The following is a 24,954-nucleotide window of genomic DNA, read 5'->3' on the forward strand; positions in this document are numbered from 1 at the left end:
TAACTGATCGGAGGTCACCATGAAACAGGAACGTATCGGATTCATCGGGCTCGGCTTAATGGGTAAGGAAATGACCCGCAATATAGTGCGTAATGGCTACCCGCTAAGCGTTATGGCGCATCGCAATCGCTCGCCATTAGAGGTGCTCTCTGCCGAAGGGGCAGTTGAAGTCGCAAGCGCCGCCGAGATGGCCAAAAACAGCGATATTGTGTTTATCTGCGTCAAAACGTCCGAACAGGTTAGCGAGATTGTGACCGGAGCCGATGGTTTGATGGCCGGGGCCCATGAAGGGCTAATTATTGTCGACTGCTCTACGGCTCATCCTGAATCGACCGAGCGCCTTGCTGAAACTGTCGCAGAGCAAGGAGTCACCCTGGTTGACGCGCCGTTAGCCCGCACGCCGCGCGAAGCCCGGGAGGGACGGCTCAACGTTATGCTGGGGGGCGATGCCTCAACGGTTACGCGCATTACGCCGGTCATTGAAAGCTTCGCTGAGAACATCTTTCATGTGGGTGCAGTCGGGTCAGCACATAAGCTGAAACTGATTAATAACTTCCTGTCGCTGGGTGCTGCGGCGCTGGTTAGTGAAGCCGCTACCATGGCTGCCGGAATGGATGTCCCGCAGAATAAATTGCTGGAAATCTGTTCTCAGGGTGGCGCCAACAGCGCCATGCTGGCCCCGGTTATGGAGTGGGTGCTGCAGAAAGAGTGCACAAAATTGCAGTTTAGCCTTGGAAATGCAGAAAAGGACATGCGCTATCTAGCTGAAACGTTAACCGAGTACCGGCTAACGTCCGACATGCTTCCCCCACTTTGCGAGTTCCTTAAACTGGCTCGAAATGATGTGGGGGAAGAGAGCTTCGTTCCCCAATCTTACGACAGCTGCATGCAGCGTAATGGTATGGGCTCAGACGGCAACAAGCACTGAAATAAACCCCAGGTTACCTCGCCATCGCGGCTTAACTTTCCATCGCGAATTGGCAGCGTTCACTCCACAAACGCGTCGGTAGCCTCGCGGTGGCCATACAAAAATGCGTCAGCCACTTGGCGTAGTGGCGCTACATCCACGTCACTACGCCCACTGGCGACAAGCTCAATAAAGTGGTTATAAAGGCCTGCATACTCGCGCTCCTCCTCATCCACTATAAGCTCGTCGTTAATCATCAGGCGCCGCCCTCCCTGGGTCAGGCTCAAACGTCCGTTATCCGTAGCGACGTGGATATCCCAGGTTTGTGGGCCGGTTTGGCGAAAATCAAAGACCGCCTCAATCTCGGCACCATCTGGATCGGCAAAAGACAGCTCAGCGGCAATTGGGGTCTGGCAATTAGTCGGTACCCATAACTGTGCCTGGCGCAGAAAAAACGCCTGAGGAAGAATGCTGGTGACGATCGAAAGCGCGTTGATACCTGGATCAAATACCCCCATACCGCCCGGCTGCCATATCCACGCCTGACCTGGGTGCCATACTCGCACGTCTTCTTTCCACTCGATCTCGACGCGCTGAACCTGGCGTGCTGACAGCCACTGCTTGGCTTTTGCTACGCCGGGGGCAAAGCGTGAGTGCCAAGCGGCAAACAAGCTAACGCCTTGCTCGGCAGCCAGCGAAATCAAGCTTTCCACCTCACTGAGTGTGGCCCCAGGTGGCTTCTCCAGCAGCACATGCTTGCCACGCAGCAACGCCAGGCGCGCCTGTGAGTAACGCAGGTGCGTCGGCGTGCAGATTGCCACGGCGGTTATTTCAGGGTGGGCATCGAGCATCGCGCCCAAGTCTTGATAGCCGGACACGCCCGGTAACGTAGCGTGAGGATCTGCTGTGGCGACAAGCAGGCAATGCGGGATGGTAGCTATCGCCGGAAGGTGCTGGTCACGAACGATTTTGCCCACACCCACTAAGCCGAGGTTGAAGTCAGACATGTGCTTGCCTTTGTTTTGATGTGAAAGGTTTTGACGTAAAAGGTTTTAATGTGAAAGCTTAACGAGAAATAGATTCAGGGCGCAGCGTGGGGCAGCTCAACGCTGCGCCCTAATGAGCTAACGCTATGCTCAAGCCCTAGCGCTTCTGCCGTCCCTGCCAATACCGCTTGGGCCGCTAGAAACGCCTCGCGAGGGCGACGCAGCCGGATGCTTTCCATCAGCTGGCGGTGACGCTCCAGGCTCTCTTCCGGATCAGAGGCGCTTTCGTTCGACATCGAGACCAGCAGGTAGATAGAGGGCCGCAGGATATGCGACAGCTGCGCCCAGACGATATTGTGGGTCGCCTTAAAGATCGCCTCGTGGAAGGCAATATCACACTCGCTGTGTAAACGCCGTTCTTCTTGGCAGGTCGCATTGCGCAGGTTCTGGCCCAGCCCTTCAAAGGCCTCTTCGATGGCCACTAAATCACGCGCCTTGGCGCGCTTGGCGGCGGTCATCGCCACATAGGGCTCAACATCCAGGCGAAACGCGAGAATTTCGCGCTGAATATCGGGATTGGGGGCCGCATAACGGGTAAGCCAGTCGGTCACCTGAACATCGAGAATATGCCACTCTGAGTACTCACGCACCTTAGAGCCGTGGCCTGAGATACGCTCGATAATACCCGCCTCCACCAGTTGGCGCAGATCACTACGTACCGCCGAACGGTTAAGCGAAAAGCGTTCACATAGGTCCAGTTCACGCGGCACAAAGTCGCCGGGGCGATAGCACCCGCCGAAGATTTTCTCGGCAAGGTATTCAGCGATACTGGGGCGAGCCAGCGGCTTACTGAGAGATGATGTCACTGCGATAAGACCCTATTTCAATTCCAGACAATCATAACGTACTTGACCTGTCTACGGTGGTGGGTGTCGTCGTTTCAAGCCCGGCGCGCTGCCTCAGCTCCAGCCGCCGTTCATAAAGCCCTTTAGCACTTAACGTGCCAAGCACCAGGGCGCCGCCCACCATGGCGACCGGTGCGGGCTGTTCCGCCAGAATCCACCAAGCCAACAGTGTGCCCACCACGACTTCCAGCAACAGCAGCAAGCCGACTTCAGCGGAAGGCAGATACAACGGCCCACGCTGCAACAGTGTGACGCCGCAAGGCACAATGAACAGGCAAAGCAATACCACCACCGCTAGCTGGTTCGTAGCGGGTAAGGATGGCTCGCTGCCCGCCAGCCAGAAAATCCCTGCTACGCTTCCCACAATAAGGCCGTTGAATACCAGCATCGGGCTCATATCCACCCCTGGCCGCGTACGGCAGAGGGTAAAGTTAATCGCCAGAGTCGTCGCCGTCACCAAGGCGAAAGCGTTGCCTACCCACGAGCCTGCGCCCGAGTCATCTAACGCAATCATGGCGACACCCGCCATGCACAAACAGATCGCAAGCCAAGTGCGTCGGGGCAAGCGCTCCTTGAGAATGACCCAGGAGAGAATTGCCGCGATCAATGGTGCGCTGGCCAGGATCATCAACACGTTACCTGCCTTGGTGTACTGATTGCCAAGCACAAAACCACAGGTTGTCAGACTGAACAGCAGCGCCACGGCGATGCCGGTCCAACCGCAGCGGCGATAAGCCGCCAATGTGCCGCGGCCATAGCGCGCCAAGGCGATCAGTAAAAAACCCAGCGCGGAGAGAAAGCCGCGCCACATGAGTATCTCAGCATCGGGCAGATCGGCTACTTTGATCAGCAAGGCATCCGGCGCCATGATCATCGCGCCGCCACCGGTCAACAGCAGCCCCTGCTGGCGATGTGATAAAGCACTAAAGCTGCTCATGCTAGTGATTATCCCTGGGCGGATGCTGGCGGGCGACATCGCGGTACTTGGTCGCAGGTTCTAACGTCATGCCGCGATCCAGCGGCTCGACCATGCTGCGCTGAATCTCTTGCCAAGGGGTCTGGTGGCCTGGGTAACAGTAGCCGCCCTGCTGAGCCAAACGCTCGCGGCGTGCTTCCAGCTCACTGGCATCAATCAGCAGCTGTACTTCGCCACGTTTAAGATCAACCCGCAGCCGATCGCCGCTTTCAAGCAGCGCTAGCCCGCCTCCTGTGGCTGCTTCCGGAGACGCGTTGAGAATCGACGGCGAGCCGGAAGTGCCCGACTGACGCCCATCGCCCAGGCAGGGCAGCGACTCAATCCCCTGTTTGATCAACGCCTCTGGCGGCTGCATATTAACCACTTCGGCGCCGCCGGGATGCCCTACCGGGCCAGCGCCACGCATCACTAAAATGGTGCGAGCGTCGATATTCAACGCTGGGTCGTCGATACGGGCGTGATAATCTTCTGAGCCATCAAACACCACCACCTTGCCTTCAAAGGCTTCAGGGTCGCCGGGATCACTCAAGAAGCGCTCGCGGAAATCTCGAGAGATAACGCTGGTTTTCATCAGCGCTGAGTCGAACAAATTGCCCTTGAGATTAAGAAACCCTGCATGGGCCACCAGCGGCTCGGCGTAGCGGCAAATCACATTGGGATCCTGGGTTTCCCGGCCCTGCAGATTATCGCCCAGAGAGCGACCATTCACCGTCAGCGCATCGCTATGCAGCTTGCCGGCCCCCTGGAGTTCATGAAGGATTGCGGGCACGCCGCCCGCACGGTGAAACTCTTCACACAGAAAAGCGCCGGCAGGCATCACGTTGGCCAGCAGCGGAATCTCGTGGCCCAGGCGCTGCCAGTCGTCGTTATTAAGCTCAACGCCTGCATGACGGGCGATAGCGTTAATGTGTACCGGCGCGTTGGACGAGCCGCCCATGGCCGAGCAGGCCACAATGGCGTTCTCAAATGCTTCGCGGGTCAGAATATCCAGCGGGCGCAGGTCTTCCCAGACCATATCGACGATTCGCACACCAGTGTCATAGGCCACCATGGCGCGCTCTTTGTAGGGCGCGGGGATGACCGCCGAGCCCGGCAGGCTCATGCCCAATACCTCAGCCATGGAGTTCATGGTGGACGCCGTGCCCATGGTATTGCAGTGGCCAATCGAAGGCGCTGAGTCGCTGGCGCGGGAAAGGAATTCTGCGTAGTCGATATCCCCCGCTGCCAGGCGCTTGCGCAGCTCCCAGATAATCGTGCCCGAGCCCACCCGCTCGGCGCCCCGCCAGCCGTTAAGCATCGGCCCACCGGACAGCACAATCGCGGGGATATTCACCGTTGCCGCGGCCATCAGCGCAGCGGGAGTGGTTTTGTCACAGCCGGTGGTGAGCACCACGCCGTCTAACGGATAGCCATGGAGCACTTCCACCAACCCCAAGTATGCAAGATTGCGATCCAGCGCTGCGGTCGGCCGACGCACATTCTCATGGATAGGATGCATGGGGAACTCGAACGGCACGCCACCCGCCGCGCGAATACCGTCTTTAACCCGCTTGACCAGATCAATATGGTGACGGTTGCACGGGGTTAAATCAGATCCCGACTGGCAGATACCAATAATCGGCTTACCGCTCGTCAACTCATCCAACGTAATGCCGTAATTGAGGTAACGCTCAATACACAGCGCCGTAGTGCCGGGATGATCAGGGTTATCGAACCAGTAACGTGAACGCAACTGCTCAGGGGTTATTCGATGAGGGTTGGCCATGGCTACGCTCCACGCCTAAAGTAAAGGTAAAACGTCAGCAGGCGTGCCTAAGCCACTTAACCGTCTACTAACATTCTCAATTAAATTCAATAATCTCCTTTAAACATAAGGAGAGGGGGTCGCCATGACGGTACGCGTTCTTTACAGCGCCGTCGATACATACAAAAGTATATGTTGAACATATACTCAAAACGTTAGACATTCAGTTCAGGGCTGCGGTGCTGACCCCACGAGGGAAGTGCCGCTCAAACATAACAACAACCACGTTGCAGCTCGCTTGCAAGACGTTCTTCGCGAAGCGGTCTGCAGTACGCCAGGAGAGTGATAACGATGCATTATCTTTGGAAACGCACCCTGTTAATGACCGGTGCTACGCTACTCAGCTCAGGCATGGCTTACGCGCAAACGCCCGACCTTTCTGACCCACCCGAGATCGAAGGCGGCGTCGTAGGCGATCACGGCAGCGTGACTCTACGCATGGGGCTTGGCTTGGCCGAAAGCTCGCCTCAGTACATCTCCAGCCAATACTTTGCGGATATTCTCGACCAGCGTAGCGAAGGAAGAATCAGCGTCAACATCTTCCCCAACAGCCAGCTCGGCGATGACGTGCAGATGATGGAAATGCTCCAGACCGGCACGTTGGACATGACCTACCCCTCCTCCTCCCCCGCGACTGGCTATGTTGAAGAGTTGGCCGTTTTTGACCTACCGTTCCTGCTCCCTACTCGTGAAGCTGCCATCGAGGCCATGCGTAGCGACGCTGCCCAAGAGATGCTCGATGCGTTTGACGGCACCGGCATCAAGGCATTGGCCTTTGCTGAAAACGGCTTCCGCCAGCTTTCTAATAGCGCACGCGAAGTTTCATCGCCGGAAGATGTAGCCGGGCTGGACGTCCGCGGCCTTTCAGTACGTACCATGGAAAACCCCGTTCACCTGGCTATCTGGCAGGCACTTGGCGCCAACCCAACACCCATGGCGTTTGGAGAGCTGTTTTCAGCAATGGAGCAGGGCGTTGTGGATGGCCAGGAAAACCCCTGGAGCACCATCCTGACATCCAACTTCTATGAAGTGCAGGACTACGGCTCCGAAACACGCCACGTTTATACCCCCTTTATTAAGATGATCTCCCAGCGCTCCTGGGATCGACTGGACCCTGAGTATCAGGAGCTGGTTCAGGAGGCTGCCCTGCAGGCCGCCGATTATGAAATCCAGCTCTCAGCAGAGTACGACGACTGGGCACGCGAGCAGCTTGAAGAGCGTGGCATGCAAGTGACGCGCTTAACTGACGAACAGATCGCAGCTTTCCAAGAAGCTGTACAGCCCGTTTATGACGAGTGGGCACCACGCATTGGTGAAGATTTAGTGGCAGAGTTCCAGCGGCTCGCCGGATCGACAGCAGCCCAATAGGTATCCGCTGATACTTCGGATTGCTCTCGTGCGCATTTTCCACGATTAGACCATGCAAGAGGCCAACGCCTCTTGCATGGTCGTTACCTGTCTTTTCGGAGAGCTCATGGACACACCTGATACTCCTATTCCGGATACCACGGCCTTTTTCGATGACCCTCAGCGCGAGCCGCTGGAGATCGATACCGAGCAGCGCCGTGGTCCTGCGCTGTTCCGATGGCTAACACTGGCAATGGAGCACACAATTGCGGCTCTGCTGGTAGCGCTCATTTTGTCGGTGTCGGCCAACGTCGTGGGCCGCGCCGTATTGAATCATTCGCTGCCCTGGGCCGATGAGTTGGCACGTATGTTGTTTATCTGGCTGATTTTCCTGGGTGCCGCGGCGGCATTTGCTCGCTATGAGCATATTGCGGTGGATATCTTAGTGCGCAGGTTAAAACCGCGCGCTGCCCATGCACTGTATCTGTTTCAGCATTTGGTGATCACTGCGTTGATGGGCATCATCGTCTGGGGTGGCTTTTTGGTGATGTCGCGAGCCTCCGGGCGCACCGCAATCCTTGGCGTGCCGTGGAATATAGTGAATGTCTCGCTGGTACTCTGCGCCGCCTTTATTGCCGCCGTGGCTATCTGGCGCGCCTGGCAAAGCATTTTGCAGATACGTTCGCCGGACGTCATGCCCACCGCTGATGGAGACCGTTAAACCATGCTATGGATTTTTCTAGGCATTCTGTTCGCCTCGCTGGCTCTGGGCTTGCCCATCGCCTTTGGCCTAGGCGTTGCGGCCGTGGTGATGGCGCTACTCTCGGATATTCCTCTCTCCATCATGATTGAGCAGTCAATACGTGGGGTAAATAGCTTCCCTCTGTTGGCCATCCCGTTCTTTATTCTAGTGGGCGAAGTAATGAGCAACGGCGGCATTGCCCGCCGCTTAATGGAGCTTGCTGGGGCTTTGGTCGGTTTCGTTCGCGGTGGTCTGGGCCAGGTCGCGATTACCGGCTCAATGTTCTTTGGCGGCATTAGTGGTTCTGCCGTGGCCGATACAGCCGCGACCGGCGCGATGATGATCCCCTCCATGACTAAGCAGGGCTACACTGCTCCCCAAGCCACGGCAATCAATACCGTTTCCTCGGTCATCGGCATTATTATTCCGCCGTCTATACCTCTGATTTTGTTCGGCATCGTGACTGAAACCTCCATTAGCCGCCTGTTTATAGCGGGTATCGTGCCGGGGATATTGATTGGTTTCGGGTTAATGGCCACGACCTTCATCATGGCCACCATCGGCCATGCCGGACAGACCCGCAAGTTCCGTTTCGATGTACTGTGGAAAGCCTTTAAGGCGGCGTGGCTTGCCTTGGTGTTGCCGGTGATCGTTATCGGCGGGATTATCGGTGGCGTATTTACCGCTACTGAGGCCGCCGTTGCCGCCCTGCTCTACTCGCTATTTATCTCGTTGGTGATATATCGCGAATTCCACATCCGCGAGCTGTGGGGTATGTTGATTCGTACGGCTCGATTAACCGGGATGGTGTTACTTCTGCTGGCCTTTGCCACCGTCATCGCCTGGTTTCTGACTATCAATATGGTGCCGCAAACGCTGGTTACCCAAGTCCAGGCAATCACCCAGGATCCCTTCTTACTGCTATTAATCGTTGCGGGCTTACTACTACTCGTAGGATTCGTGATGGACCTGACGCCTGCCATGGTCATTATGGCACCTATGCTGACACCCATTGTCACCTCTGTGGGTGTCGACCCGGTCTACTTTGGCGTCCTCATGGCATTCATTCTGGGTATCGGCCTTTTAACACCGCCGGTAGGCACCTGCCTTTACGTTGGCTGTGGTGTCGGCAAGGTCTCCATGGAACAGCTGGTTAAGGCCATGCTGCCCTACTACGCCGCCCTGCTGGTGGTACTGGTTATCTTGATTGCCTTCCCCGGGATTGTGACATGGCTACCGGACCTCACCGCTGTGCGCGGCAACTAATCACTGACATTATATAAGGAAATCATATGCGCTTGATTCAGTACCTCGACCAGAACCAAGTTCACGTTGCTCTGGTAGAGGATGCCCAGACGGTTCGCCCCATCGCCATAGAGGGCGGCACTTACGCGCTAGCCAAAGCCGCTATTGCCGCTGGGGAGTCGCTTGAACAAGCCATTAAATCACGGCTTGGCGACTCGCTGGTTGATTACCAAACGCTAATCGACGAGCAGCGCCTGCTACCGCCGCTCACGCATCCCGACCCTGCCCACTGCCTGGTGACCGGCACCGGCCTCACCCACTTGGGCAGCGCCGATACCCGGTCCGCCATGCATGCCAAAACTCAAGTGGCCGAGGAGGAGCTGACTGACTCCATGCGCATGTTCAAACTCGGCGTTGAAGGCGGAAAGCCTTCCGATAATGCCGAAGGGTCTCAGCCGGAATGGTTCTATAAAGGCGATGGCGACTGCATCGTCGCGCCGGAAGCAGACATGCCTTCTCCCGCGTTTGCCCAGGATGCTGGTGAAGAACCAGAGCTTGCGGGGCTCTATATGGTGGCTGACGATGGCACTCCGTGGCGGATTGGCTACGCTGTGGGTAACGAATTTTCCGACCATGTTACCGAGCGTTTTAACTACCTATGGCTGGCGCACTCCAAGCTGCGCGCCTGTAGCGTTGGGCCAGAGCTGTTGATCGGAGAGTTGCCTGCCCACCTTGAAGGCACCAGCCGCATTGTGCGCGATGGTCAAACATTGTGGGAAAAGCCGTTTTTAACCGGTGAGTCCAATATGGCCCACAGCCTCGCCAATCTTGAGCACCACCACTTCAAATACACAGGCTTTCGCCGCCCGGGCGATGTCCACGTCCACTTCTTCGGCACCGCCACGCTGAGCTTTGCCGACCAGATTCAAACCCGCGATGGTGATCGTTTCGAGATCACGCTTAACGATTTTGGCCGCTCACTACGCAACACGCTACGCATGCCAACGAATCACAAGCACGAAACAACCATCGTCAACGCGCTTTAACAGGAGGCTACATGACACTGCAAGGTACACTGCTTATCGGTCAACAGGCCGTCACCGGTACTCAAGCCGATATTGTTGCCGTTAACCCGGCCACCGGCGAAACGCTGGAGCCGCGCTATCCCGGTGGTAGCCGCGCCGAGGTTGAAAAAGCCTGCCAGCTTGCCGAGGCGGCGTTTGATCAATACCGCGAAATCTCACTTGAAGCGCGCGCTCACTTCCTGGAAACCATTGCCGAAGAAATTGAGGCCATTGGTGCTGACTTGACCCAGCGCGGCGTGGCCGAAACCGGCCTGCCTGAAGCGCGCCTTGAAGGCGAGCGAGGCCGGACCTGCGGCCAGCTACGGCTGTTCGCTTCGGTAGTGCGCGCAGGTGAATGGCTGGATTTGCGCTACGACCCGGCCCAGCCTGAGCGTAAGCCCATGCCGCGTGCCGACTTACGCCAGCGTCATATTCCGCTTGGCCCCGTGGCCGTATTCGGCGCCAGCAACTTCCCGTTGGCCTTCAGCGTAGCAGGGGGCGATACCGCCTCGGCGCTGGCGGCAGGCTGCCCTGTGGTCGTGAAAGGCCATTCCGCCCACCCCGGCACTTCTGAGCTGGTAGGTCGCGCCATTCAACGCGCTGCGGCCAGGTGCAACATGCCGGAAGGGGTGTTTTCGCTGCTGTTCGGCTCAGGTCGCGATATTGGCCAAGCGCTGGTCTCAGACCCGCGTATTAAAGCGGTTGGTTTTACCGGCTCGCGCAGCGGCGGCATGGCCTTGATGGCGACTGCCCAGGCGCGTCCCGAGCCGATTCCCGTTTATGCCGAAATGAGCAGCATCAACCCTGTATTCCTGTTCCCCGAGGCACTGAAAGCGCGCGGCAACAAGGTTGCCGAAGGCTTTGTCGCCTCGCTGAACATGGGTGCCGGCCAGTTCTGCACCAACCCTGGCCTGGTCATTGGCCTCAAAGGCGCTGACCTGGATGCGTTCATCGCTACCGCTGGGGAAGCCGTTAAAGCCAGCGGCGCCCAAACGATGCTGACGCCCGGCATCCATGAGGCGTATCAAAGCGGTGTCTCCGCCCTTTCGAGCCAGCCAAGCGTCAAGGAAGTGGCGCGCGGCCAAGCAGGCAGCGGCCCGCATAGCTGCCAAACAGGGCTATTTGTGGCCAGCGCTCAGGACTTCCTTAACAATGACGCGCTTCAGGGCGAAATCTTTGGTGCTGCCTCGCTGGTCATTGAGTGCGCTGACGCGCAGGAGATGCAGCGTGTTGCCGACCAGCTCGAAGGTCAGCTGACGATTACCCTGCAAATGGACGATGGCGACCTGGAGGCCGCAAAATCACTTCTGCCCACGCTTGAACAGCGCGCCGGTCGACTCCTGGCCAATGGCTGGCCGACCGGGGTCGAAGTGGGTCACGCGATGGTGCATGGCGGACCGTTCCCGGCAACGTCCGACAGCCGCACCACGTCTGTCGGCAGCGCCGCGATTTATCGTTTCCTGCGCCCCGTCTGCTATCAGGACCTGCCTGCTGGCTTACTGCCTGAAGCCTTGCGCGACGATAATCCTTTTAAGGTTTCGCGACTGGTGGATGGTAAGCGTGAGGGCTAGCCCCAGCAACGTTAAGAAGCATCCGATAGGCGTTTTTTAAGCTGCCTATAGGTGCCGTAGTGACGGTCGAGGTGGCGCCGCATGGCCGCCTCGGCCGCATCAGGGTCCCGGGACTCGATCGCTTCGATGATTTCAGTATGAGCAGCAGTGGCCGCCTTATCCTCATCCTTTTGCTGTAATACCAATGCGCGCCGATCATCCAGCCATTCAGAAAGCGCCACGTGAATAGCATCAAAGATCGGGTTACGGCCAATACTTGCCAATACGCCATGAAAGTCGTTATCGGAGCGCTTGAAACGAGCCTCATCACCAATAGCGTCACGATTGGCTGACAGCGCATCGCGCAATCGCGTCAAATCCTCATCGCTTGCGTGGCGCGCAGCATGACGCGCCAGTGATATCTCGAACATCGCCCGGGCTTCCTGAAAATACTGCTGCCCATCAGGCTTGGAAAGCAACTGCCGGGTAACGCCAGAAAGCCTCGCCATGACGGCTTCGGCGGTAGGCCGGATCACCCTCGCACGCGTACCGCTGTTGATCGCGATTAACCCAAGCTGCTGCAAATGGAACAGTGCTTCACGCACGGCGGGCCTGCCTACACCAAACTGCTCCATCAATTCCCGTTCTGAAGGCAATTGATCATTTTCGCTTAGCCGCCCCTCCAGAATCTCTGCCTCAAGCTGTTCGGCGACCTGTTCAGACAGCGTTTTACGCTCGATCCGGTATCTGCTCATAGGCAGTCGCTCCTGATTAACCTGGAATTCACCGCCACTTTACTGTATTTCCCGTTGCGATCCTTCAACTGTCCCTTCAATCGAGTCGAGATAGCGGCGCTAGCTGGTACTGCTTGGCGATCTCTGCATAAGCCGACTGATTGGCAGAATCCAGAGGAATGCCGCCAACATCGCGCTGCGCTTGGCAGCGCCATTCGCGATCACCTGGCGCCATTACCCGCGCGTCTGGTGTAGCAGGCTGGGCCCGGAGATCCGCTAAATATTCAGCCAGCCCGCGTGCAAACGTGCCTTCTTCCACAAACGCATCGGGTTTCATTGCTAAAAAGAAATGCCCCACGCCACGTGGCGTCGCCATATCCGGCCCGACCATGGGTAAAAGTTTGAAGCCGTGCTGCATTCCCGAGAGCATCGAGCTCAGTATTTCGACCATGCCGCCGAGCCCTGCGCCTTTAAACCCAAAGCTACTGCCTCCTAACGGCAGCAATGCTGTAACCTCGCCAGGCACGCGGCTCACCTTACCTTCAGCATTAGCAGCCACCTGATCCGGCAGTTCGCGACCAATCGCCCCGAACTGCCGCACGCGGTTCCAGGGAATCGAGCTGGTCGCCATATCCAGCAAATACGGCGCGCCCCCAGCTACCGGCGCCGCAAAGGCGATAGGATTAGTGCCGTGAAAAGGCTTGGCGCCGTCATGGAGCAGCACGAACGGATCCGAGTTACAGAACGCCATGCCCAGATAGCCCTTTTCGGCCGCCGCCAACGCATAGCACCCCGCTGCGCCAAAGTGCGATGAGTTTCCAACCGCCACAGCCCCCATTCCCACGTCGCCAGCCATCGTCATGGCATGCTCGATGGCGGTATAGCCTGCCAAATGACCTAGCCCATCATCGGCATCTAAAAAGCCCGTTGCCGCCAAGCGCTGGTGAAACACCATGTCAGGCGCGCCGTTGATACGCCCGCCTTTCAGCGCCTGTAAATAATGCGGCAATAGACGTAACCCGTGGCTATCTGTACCCATGCGTGAGGCGGTTACCAACGCTCGGCTCACGGCATCGGCAGATGCTTGATTGGCGCCAGCAGCCACAAGTGCCGCTTGCATAAAGCGCGTTAAATCCTCACGGGTAACGCGAAAATCCAATGACGTATCGGTCATCAAGCAATACTCCAAAGCCTAATATTGTTGTTAACGGCTAATCAGCCGGTCGTGCTCAACGGTATATCAGCGTGGGAAGCCACATGGAAATAGCCGGAATAAAAGTCACTAACAGCAAGCAGATCACCAGCGGAATCAGGAACGGAATGGTTCCTCGCATGCAACGCTCAAAGCTGACATTGGATACTCGGGAAAGTACGTAGAGCACCATTCCCACCGGCGGCGTCAACAGGCCGATCATCAGGTTGAGCACCATAATCACGCCAAAGTGAACGGGATCGACACCCACGGCAACCGCCATGGGCAACAGGACCGGCACCAGGATGGTGATCGCGGCGATCGTTTCCATAAAGCAGCCGACAATGATGAGTACAATGTTGGCCATCATCAGTACGGCAAGTTTGCTATCGGCAAACGGCCCCATTAGAGCAATCACGTTCTGGGTGACTTGGTTACTGGTGAGTATCCAGGCAAATATCGATGCTGAAGAGACAATCAACAGAATGACCGCGGTTGTCTCGATGGTTTCCATACTGACTTTTAACAGCTTACGCCAGGTCAGGGTGCGGTAAACCACGATACCCAGTATCAGCGCATAGAACACCGCAGCGACCGCCGCCTCAGTAGGGGTAAACGCGCCGGTGATAATACCGCCCACGATAATAACGGGCGTCATCAGTGATAGAAAAGCCCGCTTAAAGGTATGCCCAAGCACGCGCATCGAAAATATCGCGTCACGCTGATAGCCGCGGCGGCGCGAGATGATAAAGATCATCAGCATTAACATCCCCCCCATTAACAGCCCAGGAATTAACCCGGCGGCAAACAGTTGGCCCACAGAGGCTGATGCCATAACGCCGTAAATGACCATGGGTAAACTCGGCGGGATAATCGGCCCGATGGTGGATGAGGCCGCGGTAATACCCACCGCAAACTCCTCATCGTAGCCCGCATCTTTCATCGCCTTCACTTCAATCATGCCAAGGCCACCGGCATCCGCCACGGCCGCCCCTGACATTCCAGAAAACACGATGCTGGCGCCCACGTTAACGTGCCCCAGCCCACCGCGCATCCAGCCCATCAGGGCCTTGGCAAAATTGAAGATTCGCTCCGTGATGCCGCCGTTATTCATCAGGCTGCCAGCAAAGATAAAAAACGGAATGGCCAGCAGTGGAAAGCTATCGATGCCGTTGATCATGCGGTGCGCTATGACGATGCTGGGCACTTGGCCTGTGATCAGTACAAACATCAGACAGGCGCCCGCCAAGCTAACCGCAATGGGAACCCCGAGCACCAACATGGTGAATAACGCGAAAAACAAGAAGCCGAGGTGATAGCCCATCAGCGGTAATATTACGCACCCCAGCACGGCCAGTACCGAGAGCAGTGGCGACACTAACGGTTTTTGCCAACGCATCATGGAAATTCGGGGCATAGCAGGCCTCTCGATAAAAATGGCATAACGGGATACCACTTCTCAAACGACATCGGTACGATCCCGGTACTTCAGATAAAGCCGCTGGATGGTACGTAGCGCCATTAATACAAACGCCGCACAGACCGTGAAATAGATGATGCTCTTGGGCAGGTCGACCGATACCATCAGGCTATTGGTACGTGCTGCCAGCTGATAGGCGATCCACGCCATTGCTATATAAAAACCAAGGCTTACCAGGCCCACCAAGCGCTCCAATAAACGTGCCTGCCACCCCGGCATGTAATGGTAGAAGAACTCCACCATGATGTGGCTGCCGTTGCGGGCGGCCATTACGCTGCCCAAAAAGCCAACCCCAATCAGCAGATAACGGGCAATTTCCTCAGTCCAGCCGATAGAACTGCCCATCACATAGCGGCTAAAAAACTGAGCGAAGACCACCAGAATAAGTGCCCAGAACAACGTCAGGGTCACAAAGTCTTCAATTCGATAATCACTCAGTTTGAAGGGGGCATCTTCAAAGGCGGATTCAAAATCCACCATAGGATCAATGCTGGGCGGTGCATCTTCGCGTGCGTCACTCATGGCTCAATACTCCAGACACTTCGCCAAAAAGTTAGCGAAGTGTTCGCTGAGGTTGGATTATTGGCCGATAGCCTGTAGGCGATCGTAGGTTTCCTGATCCCAGGTGGCAGCATCGCCGTTATGAGCGGGTACAACGGCCTCACGGAAGATGTCGCGATCCACTTCGTTGATGGTATTCCCCTGCTCCTCAAACCAGGCGACCAGCTCTGCCTCAGCCTGCAGGATATCCTGGGTGTTGTTCTCAGCGGCTTCCTGGAATACCTCGCGGAATATTTCCTGATCCTCTTCGCTCAGTTGGTTCCAGCGCGGTCCACCTACGATCGTGATTAGCGAATCAGTAATATGGCCGGTTAGATTGATGTAATCCTGTACCTCATGAAACGCCTTGGCGCGAATGGTTGGCAGCGGATTTTCCTGCGCGTCGACCACACCTTGCTGCAGGGCCAGGTAGACTTCATCGAAAGCAATCGGGGTGGGGTTAGCGCCTACTGCGTTAGGCATCATCATGTACATCGGCGCGTTGGGCACACGTATCTTGAGGCCTGACATATCCTCGGGTGTATTGATCGGCGTATTCGATGTTACATGGCGTTCGCCATAATAATTGAGCGTCAGTGGCACGTTCCCGGTGGCATCCTGGTAGCCTCGGGCAATTTCCTGGAACAGGTCACTGTCAGCAAAGGCCTGCCAGTGATCAAAGTCACGGAACATATACGCAGCCCCCGCAATGCCGATTGGCCCATAACCGCGGCCAGCAAACTGCGTGCCGGTATAAATGACATCCACCGTGCCTAGCCCAAGCCCTTCGTTAATGTCTTCTTCTTTACCCAAAGAAGAAGCGGCGTATACCTCCATGGTGTAACGGCCATCGGTCCGCTCTTCAATTTCATCTGCCGCCCACAGTGCCCACTTATGGAAAGGCTCCGACGTTTCATAAACGTGGGCAAAACGCAGGTTCTCGGCGGCCTGTACCGCACCGGCCACGCTGATACCTGCAGCGATTAGCGTAGCGGTTAACAGGCGAGACATGGCTAGGTGGTATTGGCTTTTATAGCGCATCTTATTTTCCTCACAACCATTGGATTTATTGTTGGTTATTTGCGAGTAGCACTTGCGAATAGCAATAGCGGATGTAACCGACCATCTTGCTGTATACGTATCATACCAGCAGTTTCAAACTTAGCTGGCGGCCTTCAATTGCGCAACTACCTTCATCTAAACAGATTTGCCTATCGACCCGAAATGTAGCGGTGCGCTAGAGTAAGTCATGCTCTGGTATACCTGTCATACAGAACAACATCTATAACAACGCAGGCGACACGGTAGCAACGCCGGTCGCTTGTTCATCAGGAGGCGCTCATGCAACCACTATCACTGATTGATACTCTTCCCACTGACCTGGATAACGCTCTGCTCGTGGGCCGCGTATGGTTGGACGGCGCGCACCCGGGTCCCGCATTGGTCACGGTGAACGAGGGCAACATCATCGACATCACCGAGTTTGGCCCTACCATGGCCGACCTGCTGGAGCGCGACGATGTTCTGGAGGTGGTGCGACGCGCCGAGGGTGCATCGTTGGGCAGCATCGAGACGCTGCTGGCGAATTCCCAACAGGCTCAACCACAAGCGCCCTACCTGCTCGCCCCCTGTGATGTTCAGGCTGTTAAAGCTTGTGGCGTCACCTTCGCCGTCAGCTTACTGGAGCGGGTAATCGAAGAGCAGGCGGGCGGCGACCCGGCTAAAGCCGTTGCGCTGCGCGACGACCTGCAGGCACTAATTGGCACCGATCTTTCCAAGATTGCCCCCGGGTCTGAAGAGGCCATGGCGCTTAAGACAGCGCTTCAGGCACGCGGTGGCTGGTCACAATATATGGAAGTGGGTATCGGCCCTGATGCGGAAGTGTTTACCAAAGCTCAGCCGCTTTCCTCGGTAGGTTTTGGTGCGTCAGTAGGGTTGCATGCATCTTCACAATGGAATAACCCCGAGCCGGAAATCGTGCTAGCCGTGGACAGCCGCGGTCAGGTACGCGGCGCTACTCTGGGTAATGATGTCAACTTGCGCGACGTTGAAGGACGCAGCGCCCTACTGCTTGGCAAGGCGAAAGATAACAACGCCTCCTGCTCAATCGGCCCGTTTATTCGTCTATTTGATGATCACTTTACTATCGACAGCGTGCGCAACTGCCAAGTCGCACTGCGTATTGAAGGCGAGGATGACGACTTCCTGCTTCAAGGCGAGAGCGATATGCGCGAGATCAGCCGCGACCCGTTGGACCTGGTAAGTCAAACCATCGGTGAACATCACCAGTACCCGGATGGTTTCATGCTGTTTCTGGGTACGATGTTCTCCCCTATCAAAGACCGTGATGGCAAAGGCCAGGGCTTTACTCACCACCTCGGCGATCGCGTGACTATTTCTACCCCAGCCTTGGGCTCCCTGGTTAACCCGGTGGGCAGAAGCGATCAGCTACCGCCTTGGACCTACGGCATTCGCGAACTGATGCGTCACTTGGCCCGCCGCTGATCCTTCCACTGCTTAAATCACACCCCGGAGAACGCAATGACAACAATTACGCACGTCGAGATCCAGGATATCCGTTTCCCCACCTCGCGCTCGCTCGATGGCTCTGATGCCATGAATGCCGCCCCCGATTACTCAGCCACGTATGTCACCCTGCATACCGATGATGGCAGCCCGGAAGGGCACGGCTTAACCTTTACCATCGGCCGGGGTAACGAGATTGTGGTCACCGCCGTGCACTCCCTGGCGCCGCTGATCGAGGGTCGCACGCTTTCCTCCATTACCGACAATATGGGTACGTTCTGGCGCGAGCTCACCGGCGACAGTCAGTTGCGCTGGATTGGCCCCGATAAAGGTGCGATTCACTTGGCTACCGCCGCCATCGTTAACGCCGTGTGGGATATGTGGGCAAAACGCGAAGGCAAGCCGGTATGGAAACTGCTGGTGGATATGACTCCAGAGCAGCTGGTGCGCTGCCTTGATTTCCGCTTTGTCACCGATGCGCTAACGCCTGAGGAAGCAATTTGCCTGCTGCGCCGCCAAGGCCCCGGCAAAGCGGCGCGTGAGGCCGAAATGTGCCGCGATGGCTACCCCGGCTACACCACTTCTGCAGGCTGGCTAGGCTACAGCGATGACAAAGTGCGCAACCTGGCCCGGGAAGCGTTAGCAGAAGGGTGGACCCACTTTAAACAGAAAATTGGCGGCGATATTGAAGAGGATGCCCGCCGTGCAGCGCTACTGCGAGAAGAGATCGGTTGGGACAACGTGCTGATGATGGACGCCAACCAGGTATGGGAAGTCGATGAAACAGTCGCCAAGATGCGCCGTCTGGCTGAATTTGACCCACTATGGATCGAAGAACCCACCAGCCCCGACGATATTCTGGGCCACGCCGAGATCCGCCACCGCGTCGCGCCGATCGGGGTCGCCACCGGCGAACACTGTCACAACAAAGTGATGTTCAAGCAGTTCTTTCAGGCGGACGCCATTGACTACTGCCAGCTGGATGCTGCCCGCCTTGGTGGCCTCAATGAAGTGATTCTAGTCGTACTGATGGCCGCCAAGTACGGCGTACCGGTTTGCCCGCATGGCGGCGGTGTTGGGCTGTGCGAATACACCCAGCATATTTCGCTGTTTGACTACATCGCGGTATCCGGCGAGCTTGAAGGGCGTGTGCTTGAGTACGTGGATCATCTTCACGAGCACTTTATCGACCCAGTAGTGATTAATCATGGTCGCTATCAGGTGCCCGAGGCACCAGGCTACAGCATTTCCATGCATGCTGAATCCCAGGCACAACATCGTTACCCCGAGGGCGCTGCATGGCAGGAGTCGGATTAATGACAGACACGACTAGCTTTCTCAATGAGCTGGCTACCCTGCTTGGCGAGCGTGGTCTGCTGCGCGAGCCGGAGGCCATGGCGCGCTATGTAAGCGACTGGGCCGGCGATACGCTGGGCGTGCCGCTGGCCGTGGCACGCCCGGCTGATACAACAGAGGTCGCTGAGGTGGTCAGGCGCTGCTATGCACAAGGTGTCGCTATGACGCCCCAGGGCGGTCATAGCGGTTTGGTGGCAGGTGCCTTGCCCGCCGCAAGCGGTCAGGAGCTGGTAATCAGCTTGGAGCGGTTGAATAGCGTGCGCGCCATTGATCCGATCAATTTCACCATCACGGTGGATGCGGGCTGTATTCTCGAAAACGTTAAGCTGGCCGCCTTTGAGCATGACTGCGAATTTCCGCTTTCGCTCGGCGCTCAGGGCAGCTGCCAGATTGGCGGCAATATCGCCACCAACGCAGGTGGGCTCAACGTACTGCGCTACGGCATGATGCGCGAGCTGGTGCTCGGCCTTGAGGTCGTTCTGCCGGATGGGCGCGTGATGGATAGCCTGAGTGCTCTGCATAAGGACAACCGCGGTTACGACCTTCAACAGCTGTTTCTGGGCAGTGAAGGCACGCTGGGAATTGTCACGGGTGCTGTACTCAAACTCTCGCCTCGGCCTACCCAGAACCGCACCGCCCTGCTCGGCCTGCCATCGGTACAAGCGGTGATCGATCTATATGGTTTAGCGCGACGCGACTGCTGCGACTTGCTAACCGCCTTCGAGCTCATTCCCCGCCGCTGTATTGAGCTTGCGATAGAGGCAACGCCCGAGCTACGCGACCCGCTGGAAAGCGCTTACCCTTGGTACGTATTGATGGAAGTCGCGGCCACGGGACCAGTGGATCTAGGCGCCATGCTGGAGCAACTGCTGGAAACCGGTATGGAGCGTGAGCTGGTGCTTGATGGGGCACTGGCATCCAGCGCTAGCCAGTCCGCGCAGCTGTGGCAGTTCCGCGAAAGCATGCTGGAAGGCCAACGGCGGCGCGGCGAGCATTTACGTACCGATATCTCGATACCTATCTCAGCCATTCCCGACTTTGTCACCCGCGCCAGTGACGTAGTAATGAACGCGTCTCCCGAGTGCGAAATCATCGCTTACGGGCACGTGGGCGATGGCAATCTGCACTTCAATATACTGCCGCCCACTGCACTTCCTGACGCAGATAAAAAAGCCCATCTGCACGCCTTGGAAGAGCGGCTTTTTGACGTGCTTGATGAGTTTCACGGCAGCATCAGCGCAGAGCACGGCATTGGGCGCACCAAGCAGGCGGCCTACCTGGCACGGTTATCGCCTATCGAGCGGGAGTTGATTAGCGGGGTTAAAAACCTGTTCGACCCGAAAGGGCTAATGAATCCCGGGCGTATTCTGCCTAGCGACGGCTAATCGCCAACCTAGCCCCGTCCCGCTGGGATTTCCAGCAGGGCGGGGTTAGTCATATCAATACCCCATCACGCCAGGCAGCCAAGTGGCCAATCCCGGCACAGCAATCAACAGTAGAATGGCCGCCATAATCGGCAGCAAAAACGGCAGTACTGCCTTAACCACCTGGCCGTAACGCAGCCGGGTAATGCCTACCATCATGAACAGCACCGTGCCGAACGGCGGCGTAATGACCCCGACCGAGAGGGTAATCACCATCACGATACCGAAATGTATCGGGTCCAAGCCTGCACTCAACGCGGCAGGCACCACAATGGGGGTAAAGATCAGGATGCTTTCAATCACCGACATAAAGCAGCCGATCAGCAGGAAGAACAGCGCAAAGCATATCAGCAGCGCAATAGTGGGCATATCGATACTGGCCACTTGACCAGCCAGCGCTTGGGGAATGCCCATACGCACCAGAATCCAGCCATAAAAGCTTGATACCGCAATGATCAGCAGAATGACCGCGCTGAACATCAGCGTACGGCGAAAGGCGTCGTACAGGCTTTTCAAACTCAAGTCGCGATAGATCACCCCGCCCAGTATCACCGCATACAGCGAGGCAATTGCGCCGGCTTCAGTTGGTGTGAAGAAGCCGCCCCAAATACCGCCAACGATGATTGCAGGCATCATCAAGGGTAAAATAGCCCGCTTACCGGTTCGTACGACTTCAGCTGCATCAAACGGTACGGGAGCAGGCATCACGACTTTCCCTGTGGCGCCGAGTAAAACGGTCATGCCCATGAGCAGTAGCGCCATTAAAATACCCGGCACCAACCCCGCCATAAAGAGCCCGCCGATACTTACATTGGCGAGCCAGCCGTAAACCACCAGCGCAATACTCGGCGGCAGAATCGGGCCAACCACGTTCGATGCCGCGGTAATTCCGGTCGTATAGTCCAAGGCATAGCCGCGCTCTTTCATCGCCTTGATTTCGATACTGCCAAGCCCTGCGGCATCAGCCACCGCCGTGCCGGACATGGTGGCAAAGATAGAACTCGCCACTACGTTGGCGTGGCCTAGCCCACCTTTGGTAAAGCCCACCAAAGCCGTCGCAAAATCAAATATTCGGGTGGTGGTCGAGCCCAGGTTCATGATGTTGGCCGCCAGGATAAACAACGGAATCGCCATCAAGGTGAAATTATTAAGCGTTTGCACCATGCGCAGCGAAAGCAGCTCAACCGGCAAACCGCCAGCTCCGGTTACCGCCAGCGCAATAAACGAGGTAACCCCAATCGACACCACCACGGGCAGGCCGATCATCATTAACAGCAGCAGCCCGCCGACGAATATCGCAAGTTCCATCATGGCGTTATCTCCTCGTGTGCGGGCTTATTCAACCACGTAACGGGACCGCGTAAGGTTTGCCAAGTGGCGATCAGCGCCATGGCAACAAAACTGAATAACAAGCCGTAATAGAGATAGGAGAAGCTGATACTCAACGAGACTGTTTTATTATTGGCGCTCATATCGGACATGATCCAGGCGCCCCAGCTCGCCAGCACAAAAAAACCGACGGAGATAATGGCCGTCAGCCGATACTGCACTTGATGGCCCAGCGCACCAAGCCGGTGGCTAAACAGGTCCACGACCAGATGGTCGCTACGTACCCAAGCGGAGATCGAGCCAAAACCAATGGCGTAAATAGCCAGCAGCGAGACGACTTCCTCGCTCCAGGGCATGCCCCAGTTGAGCAAATCGCGGGCAACCACGGCGGCCACGATCAAGCCTAAAATGCCGACTAATAGCGCTATACCCACGGCATCGCATAGGCGGGTGACATAGCGCAGGGTATAAAAAGCCAAACGATCGGCTCCGTTTGCGGGTGGCAGTGCTCCATCCACAAGATAACTCCTTACCTAAGACGGTGGCGGCATCATCATGCCTCCACCTGGTGATGATCAGTCGCTTGCTTGGCTCGCGCTGATAGCGTCGTCGCGTACACCGTCGGCCATTTCTGACAGCACACGATCAATGGCGGGCATGGCCGCTTCACGGAAGGCTTCAGTATCCGGCTGGACAACCGTCATACCCTCTTCCTGAAGGGCATCCAGATAAAAATCATCCAGTTCGAGCTCCTGCTCGATGCCGTAGGCACGAGCGACATCAACCGCCTCAGAAATCAGCGCCTGATCCTCTTCCTCCAAGCCGTCCCACCAACGCGCGCTGGCAACCCAGCTCCAGGGGAACTGCACGTGGCTGGTGGTAATGAGATAGTCCTGCACTTCCCACAAGCGCCGCGTGTAGGGCGAAGAGAGGGAGTTTTCGTGGCCATCAACCTGGCGGGTCTGCATGGCGAGATAGATTTCCGGCGCGGGCACGTTCACTACCTGCGCGCCCAGTTCCTCCCAGACCTCTAGCCAGATCGGTAATGACGGCAGGCGTAGCCGGAAGCCTTGCAAATCTTCTGGCGTATGGATTTCTTTATTGGCGGTCATATGACGCGGGCCACGGTGCTGAACACCCAGAAACTTGAGACCGCCCTGCTGTTCTGCCTGTTCGATCAGCGTCTGGCCCGATGGGCTATCGATATAGCTGTCTACCTCATCCTAGGTCGTGAACAGGAAGGGCACGGTAATGGCGTCGTACTCCGGCGCATATTGCTGGCGCCAGTTGCCACCGGTGAGTGAAAGCTGGGTCTGGCCCAGGTTGAGCAGCTCCAGTACGGAATCTTCACCGCCCAAGGAGCCCGCAAGGAAAGGCCGTACGTTGAAGCGCCCCGGCGCCTGCTCTTCCAGATACTCCGCAAAGCGTTCAACCGCTGCACTTTCAGAGCCGCCTTCACTCATGGTGTTGTTAACTTGAATTTCAATCGGGTTGGCCAGCGCGAAGGGAGCAACCGCTAAAATGCCTAACGCGGTGAGCGTGGCAAACAGTGATTTTTGCATGAGATGTACTCTCTCAATTTGTCGTTATAGGCAGGATGGTGCGATGTTGTTCTATCGATCTTGAAACAAGCCGCCGGTACGCTCAAATCGACGTTCAAGAAGGCTGACTTCGCAAAATACGATGGCTGGAGACCCCATGGCAGCGGGCGTTTGAGGGCTCTCGTAAAACAGCATACGACTAAAGATGGAGAGGCGTTGGCAGTCGTTAGCCATGTTTATTCAGGGGCCAGCCTATAAGGGAGGGCTCAGAATGCTAATAAGCTTTCTCCAAACACGAACCCGAAGGGGGATGCGTGGCATTTAAGAAGGCGTCGTTTCAGCCTTAATCAGATGATCCACTAAATGACGGGCAGTGGCCGGCAGGGTGGCGTAACGGCGCATACCGATCACCAGTTCGCGCTGCGCCCAAGGGTCGCTAAGCGGAATGCTTTTCAACTCCAGATCCCCCAATTCACGATAGATGGTCTTTTCAGGCAGTATGCCCACGCCCATCCCATGATGAATCATGCGGCAAATGGCATCGAAGCTACGCACCTGAATGCGCATCCGTAACGCCTTGCCAGCAATATTGGCTTGTTCATGCAGTAGTGCTTGCAGCGAGGCATCCTGCTGGAGGCCGATAAAATCGAAGTCGAGCGCCTCATTGAAGGCAATACTTTCACGCGCCGCCAGCGGGTGATTGCCAGGCGTTACCAATACCAGCCGGTCATTCCGGTACGAAAGCTGTTGGAGGTCAGGTGCCGCGACATGCCCCGCGAAGATGCCGATATCGGTCAATCCATCGCGCACGGCGGCCACAATTTCACTACTCACCCGCTCCTGCAGGTCGATTTTAATATCGGGATAGTGGTGAGAGAAAGTGCTGAGATCCTGGGGAAGAAACGCAATAATGGCCGAGGTGTTGGAGTGGATGCGCACATGGCCGCGCACCCCTTCGCCATATTCACTTAGCTCCGCTTCCAGGCGCTCGATATTATCCATAATGCGTCGAGCGTGGTGCAGAAACGCTTGGCCAGCGGGGGTTAGCTCAACGCCTCTGGGGCGGCGATAAAGCAACGTCGTCCCGACCAGCGCCTCAAGGTCGCTAATCCGCTTACTCACCGCAGCAAGCGCTAAATGCTCACGTTCGGCCGCTGCCGTCAGGCGTCCTTCATCTGCCACAGAAATAAACAGTTTAAGGGTGACAAAGTCGAAGCGGCGCATGATCAAATCTCTTAACTAACAGTCTGCCCATGCTAGCGCATACCTTCGCCAGCCACGAACCCTTTGTTACCCATTGCCTAAT

General features: G+C 56.7%; 21 protein-coding genes and 1 pseudogene. 9 read left to right on the plus strand and 13 right to left on the minus strand.

Annotated elements, in window-relative coordinates; genetic code table 11:
- The first annotated feature begins 19 nt into the window (after positions 1-19).
- Positions 20-928, plus strand: a complete 909-nt coding sequence (locus tag ACT3RQ_RS02370) for an NAD(P)-dependent oxidoreductase (RefSeq protein WP_444679933.1) — start codon at positions 20-22, stop codon at positions 926-928.
- A 59-nt stretch (positions 929-987) separates the two neighbouring features.
- Here the strand turns inward: ACT3RQ_RS02370 and ACT3RQ_RS02375 are convergent, their stop codons facing one another.
- The 4 genes from ACT3RQ_RS02375 to ACT3RQ_RS02390 form a co-directional block, all read right to left on the minus strand.
- Positions 988-1,914 carry a Gfo/Idh/MocA family protein gene (locus ACT3RQ_RS02375; RefSeq protein ID WP_444679934.1) on the minus strand — a complete coding sequence of 309 codons (927 nt, stop codon included), beginning with the start codon at positions 1,912-1,914 and terminating at the stop codon, positions 988-990.
- 74 nt (positions 1,915-1,988) lie between these two features.
- Positions 1,989-2,759 carry a FadR/GntR family transcriptional regulator gene (locus tag ACT3RQ_RS02380; protein WP_172117973.1) on the minus strand — a complete coding sequence of 257 codons (771 nt, stop codon included), beginning with the start codon at positions 2,757-2,759 and terminating at the stop codon, positions 1,989-1,991.
- A 31-nt stretch (positions 2,760-2,790) separates the two neighbouring features.
- Positions 2,791-3,735 carry a DMT family transporter gene (locus ACT3RQ_RS02385; RefSeq protein WP_444639145.1) on the minus strand — a complete coding sequence of 315 codons (945 nt, stop codon included), beginning with the start codon at positions 3,733-3,735 and terminating at the stop codon, positions 2,791-2,793.
- A 1-nt stretch (position 3,736) separates the two neighbouring features.
- Positions 3,737-5,539 carry an IlvD/Edd family dehydratase gene (locus ACT3RQ_RS02390; protein ID WP_444639146.1) on the minus strand — a complete coding sequence of 601 codons (1,803 nt, stop codon included), beginning with the start codon at positions 5,537-5,539 and terminating at the stop codon, positions 3,737-3,739.
- A gap of 330 nt (positions 5,540-5,869) precedes the next feature.
- On the opposite strand from ACT3RQ_RS02390, the gene ACT3RQ_RS02395 reads away from it, so the two are divergent.
- The 5 genes from ACT3RQ_RS02395 to ACT3RQ_RS02415 all read left to right on the plus strand — a co-directional run bounded on the left by ACT3RQ_RS02395 (position 5,870) and on the right by ACT3RQ_RS02415 (position 11,547).
- A complete protein-coding gene (locus ACT3RQ_RS02395) occupies positions 5,870-6,946 on the plus strand; it encodes a TRAP transporter substrate-binding protein (RefSeq protein ID WP_172117970.1) in 1,077 nt (358 codons plus the stop codon).
- Positions 6,947-7,052: 106 nt separating this feature from the next.
- Positions 7,053-7,646 (plus strand): TRAP transporter small permease, encoded by a 594-nt coding sequence (locus ACT3RQ_RS02400; RefSeq protein WP_444639147.1) that lies wholly within the window; start codon positions 7,053-7,055, stop codon positions 7,644-7,646.
- Between the two features lie 3 nt (positions 7,647-7,649).
- Positions 7,650-8,933, plus strand: coding sequence for a TRAP transporter large permease (locus ACT3RQ_RS02405; RefSeq protein WP_444639148.1), 1,284 nt, complete (start codon positions 7,650-7,652; stop codon positions 8,931-8,933).
- Positions 8,934-8,959: 26 nt separating this feature from the next.
- Entirely contained in the window at positions 8,960-9,958 is a 999-nt protein-coding gene (araD1, locus tag ACT3RQ_RS02410; protein ID WP_444679935.1) for an AraD1 family protein, read from the plus strand.
- Between the two features lie 11 nt (positions 9,959-9,969).
- Complete coding sequence (locus ACT3RQ_RS02415) at positions 9,970-11,547, plus strand: aldehyde dehydrogenase (NADP(+)) (protein WP_444679936.1); 1,578 nt, start codon at positions 9,970-9,972, stop codon at positions 11,545-11,547.
- Positions 11,548-11,558: 11 nt separating this feature from the next.
- Here the strand turns inward: ACT3RQ_RS02415 and nanR are convergent, their stop codons facing one another.
- The 5 genes from nanR to ACT3RQ_RS02440 form a co-directional block, all read right to left on the minus strand.
- Positions 11,559-12,281: a transcriptional regulator NanR gene (gene nanR, locus ACT3RQ_RS02420; RefSeq protein WP_444639151.1), complete on the minus strand. Its 723-nt coding sequence runs from the start codon at positions 12,279-12,281 to the stop codon at positions 11,559-11,561.
- Between the two features lie 76 nt (positions 12,282-12,357).
- On the minus strand, positions 12,358-13,434 hold the full coding sequence (locus ACT3RQ_RS02425; RefSeq protein ID WP_444679937.1) for an Ldh family oxidoreductase: 1,077 nt from the start codon (positions 13,432-13,434) through the stop codon (positions 12,358-12,360).
- A 55-nt stretch (positions 13,435-13,489) separates the two neighbouring features.
- The gene (locus tag ACT3RQ_RS02430) at positions 13,490-14,869 is read right to left on the minus strand and encodes a TRAP transporter large permease (protein ID WP_253927031.1); all 1,380 of its coding nucleotides are present in this window, start codon (positions 14,867-14,869) and stop codon (positions 13,490-13,492) included.
- Between the two features lie 42 nt (positions 14,870-14,911).
- Complete coding sequence (locus tag ACT3RQ_RS02435; protein WP_444679938.1) at positions 14,912-15,454, minus strand: TRAP transporter small permease; 543 nt, start codon at positions 15,452-15,454, stop codon at positions 14,912-14,914.
- 57 nt (positions 15,455-15,511) lie between these two features.
- Entirely contained in the window at positions 15,512-16,513 is a 1,002-nt protein-coding gene (locus ACT3RQ_RS02440; protein WP_444679939.1) for a sialic acid TRAP transporter substrate-binding protein SiaP, read from the minus strand.
- Positions 16,514-16,813: 300 nt separating this feature from the next.
- Between ACT3RQ_RS02440 and ACT3RQ_RS02445 the strand changes: the two genes are divergently transcribed.
- From ACT3RQ_RS02445 to ACT3RQ_RS02455, 3 genes are read left to right on the plus strand one after another with little or no spacing between them, the layout of a single operon-like run.
- Positions 16,814-17,977: a fumarylacetoacetate hydrolase family protein gene (locus ACT3RQ_RS02445; RefSeq protein ID WP_444679940.1), complete on the plus strand. Its 1,164-nt coding sequence runs from the start codon at positions 16,814-16,816 to the stop codon at positions 17,975-17,977.
- Between the two features lie 36 nt (positions 17,978-18,013).
- Positions 18,014-19,315 (plus strand): L-fuconate dehydratase, encoded by a 1,302-nt coding sequence (locus ACT3RQ_RS02450; protein WP_444679941.1) that lies wholly within the window; start codon positions 18,014-18,016, stop codon positions 19,313-19,315.
- Positions 19,315-20,739, plus strand: coding sequence for an FAD-binding oxidoreductase (locus ACT3RQ_RS02455; protein WP_444679942.1), 1,425 nt, complete (start codon positions 19,315-19,317; stop codon positions 20,737-20,739). Before ACT3RQ_RS02450 ends, ACT3RQ_RS02455 begins: the two co-directional genes overlap by 1 nt.
- 54 nt (positions 20,740-20,793) lie before the next feature.
- On the opposite strand, the gene ACT3RQ_RS02460 is transcribed toward ACT3RQ_RS02455, so the two are convergent.
- The 4 genes and pseudogenes from ACT3RQ_RS02460 to ACT3RQ_RS02475 all read right to left on the minus strand — a co-directional run bounded on the left by ACT3RQ_RS02460 (position 20,794) and on the right by ACT3RQ_RS02475 (position 24,872).
- Positions 20,794-22,089 (minus strand): TRAP transporter large permease, encoded by a 1,296-nt coding sequence (locus ACT3RQ_RS02460; RefSeq protein WP_444679943.1) that lies wholly within the window; start codon positions 22,087-22,089, stop codon positions 20,794-20,796.
- Positions 22,086-22,625 carry a TRAP transporter small permease gene (locus ACT3RQ_RS02465; protein ID WP_444679944.1) on the minus strand — a complete coding sequence of 180 codons (540 nt, stop codon included), beginning with the start codon at positions 22,623-22,625 and terminating at the stop codon, positions 22,086-22,088. The genes ACT3RQ_RS02460 and ACT3RQ_RS02465 overlap by 4 nt, the downstream gene beginning before the upstream one ends.
- Before the next feature lie 57 nt (positions 22,626-22,682).
- A pseudogene (locus ACT3RQ_RS02470) lies at positions 22,683-23,669 on the minus strand (TRAP transporter substrate-binding protein).
- Between the two features lie 300 nt (positions 23,670-23,969).
- Positions 23,970-24,872, minus strand: coding sequence for a LysR family transcriptional regulator (locus ACT3RQ_RS02475; protein WP_444679945.1), 903 nt, complete (start codon positions 24,870-24,872; stop codon positions 23,970-23,972).
- Between the last annotated feature and the right edge of the window lie 82 nt (positions 24,873-24,954).

This window comes from Halomonas sp. AOP43-D1-4, assembly GCF_052446175.1.
Classification (GTDB): domain Bacteria; phylum Pseudomonadota; class Gammaproteobacteria; order Pseudomonadales; family Halomonadaceae; genus Vreelandella; species Vreelandella citrativorans.

What these genes read in the sequence shown, in the direction of transcription:
- ACT3RQ_RS02370 (WP_444679933.1), top strand. Translation starts at nt 20, where the DNA reads ATGAAACAGGAACGTATCGGATTCATCGGGCTCGGCTTAATGGGTAAG.
- ACT3RQ_RS02375 (WP_444679934.1), bottom strand. Translation starts at nt 1,914, where the DNA reads ATGTCTGACTTCAACCTCGGCTTAGTGGGTGTGGGCAAAATCGTTCGT.
- ACT3RQ_RS02385 (WP_444639145.1), bottom strand. Translation starts at nt 3,735, where the DNA reads ATGAGCAGCTTTAGTGCTTTATCACATCGCCAGCAGGGGCTGCTGTTG.
- ACT3RQ_RS02390 (WP_444639146.1), bottom strand. Translation starts at nt 5,539, where the DNA reads ATGGCCAACCCTCATCGAATAACCCCTGAGCAGTTGCGTTCACGTTAC.
- ACT3RQ_RS02395 (WP_172117970.1), top strand. Translation starts at nt 5,870, where the DNA reads ATGCATTATCTTTGGAAACGCACCCTGTTAATGACCGGTGCTACGCTA.
- ACT3RQ_RS02400 (WP_444639147.1), top strand. Translation starts at nt 7,053, where the DNA reads ATGGACACACCTGATACTCCTATTCCGGATACCACGGCCTTTTTCGAT.
- ACT3RQ_RS02405 (WP_444639148.1), top strand. Translation starts at nt 7,650, where the DNA reads ATGCTATGGATTTTTCTAGGCATTCTGTTCGCCTCGCTGGCTCTGGGC.
- araD1 (WP_444679935.1), top strand. Translation starts at nt 8,960, where the DNA reads ATGCGCTTGATTCAGTACCTCGACCAGAACCAAGTTCACGTTGCTCTG.
- ACT3RQ_RS02415 (WP_444679936.1), top strand. Translation starts at nt 9,970, where the DNA reads ATGACACTGCAAGGTACACTGCTTATCGGTCAACAGGCCGTCACCGGT.
- nanR (WP_444639151.1), bottom strand. Translation starts at nt 12,281, where the DNA reads ATGAGCAGATACCGGATCGAGCGTAAAACGCTGTCTGAACAGGTCGCC.
- ACT3RQ_RS02425 (WP_444679937.1), bottom strand. Translation starts at nt 13,434, where the DNA reads ATGACCGATACGTCATTGGATTTTCGCGTTACCCGTGAGGATTTAACG.
- ACT3RQ_RS02430 (WP_253927031.1), bottom strand. Translation starts at nt 14,869, where the DNA reads ATGCCCCGAATTTCCATGATGCGTTGGCAAAAACCGTTAGTGTCGCCA.
- ACT3RQ_RS02435 (WP_444679938.1), bottom strand. Translation starts at nt 15,454, where the DNA reads ATGAGTGACGCACGCGAAGATGCACCGCCCAGCATTGATCCTATGGTG.
- ACT3RQ_RS02440 (WP_444679939.1), bottom strand. Translation starts at nt 16,513, where the DNA reads ATGCGCTATAAAAGCCAATACCACCTAGCCATGTCTCGCCTGTTAACC.
- ACT3RQ_RS02445 (WP_444679940.1), top strand. Translation starts at nt 16,814, where the DNA reads ATGCAACCACTATCACTGATTGATACTCTTCCCACTGACCTGGATAAC.
- ACT3RQ_RS02450 (WP_444679941.1), top strand. Translation starts at nt 18,014, where the DNA reads ATGACAACAATTACGCACGTCGAGATCCAGGATATCCGTTTCCCCACC.
- ACT3RQ_RS02455 (WP_444679942.1), top strand. Translation starts at nt 19,315, where the DNA reads ATGACAGACACGACTAGCTTTCTCAATGAGCTGGCTACCCTGCTTGGC.
- ACT3RQ_RS02460 (WP_444679943.1), bottom strand. Translation starts at nt 22,089, where the DNA reads ATGATGGAACTTGCGATATTCGTCGGCGGGCTGCTGCTGTTAATGATG.
- ACT3RQ_RS02475 (WP_444679945.1), bottom strand. Translation starts at nt 24,872, where the DNA reads ATGCGCCGCTTCGACTTTGTCACCCTTAAACTGTTTATTTCTGTGGCA.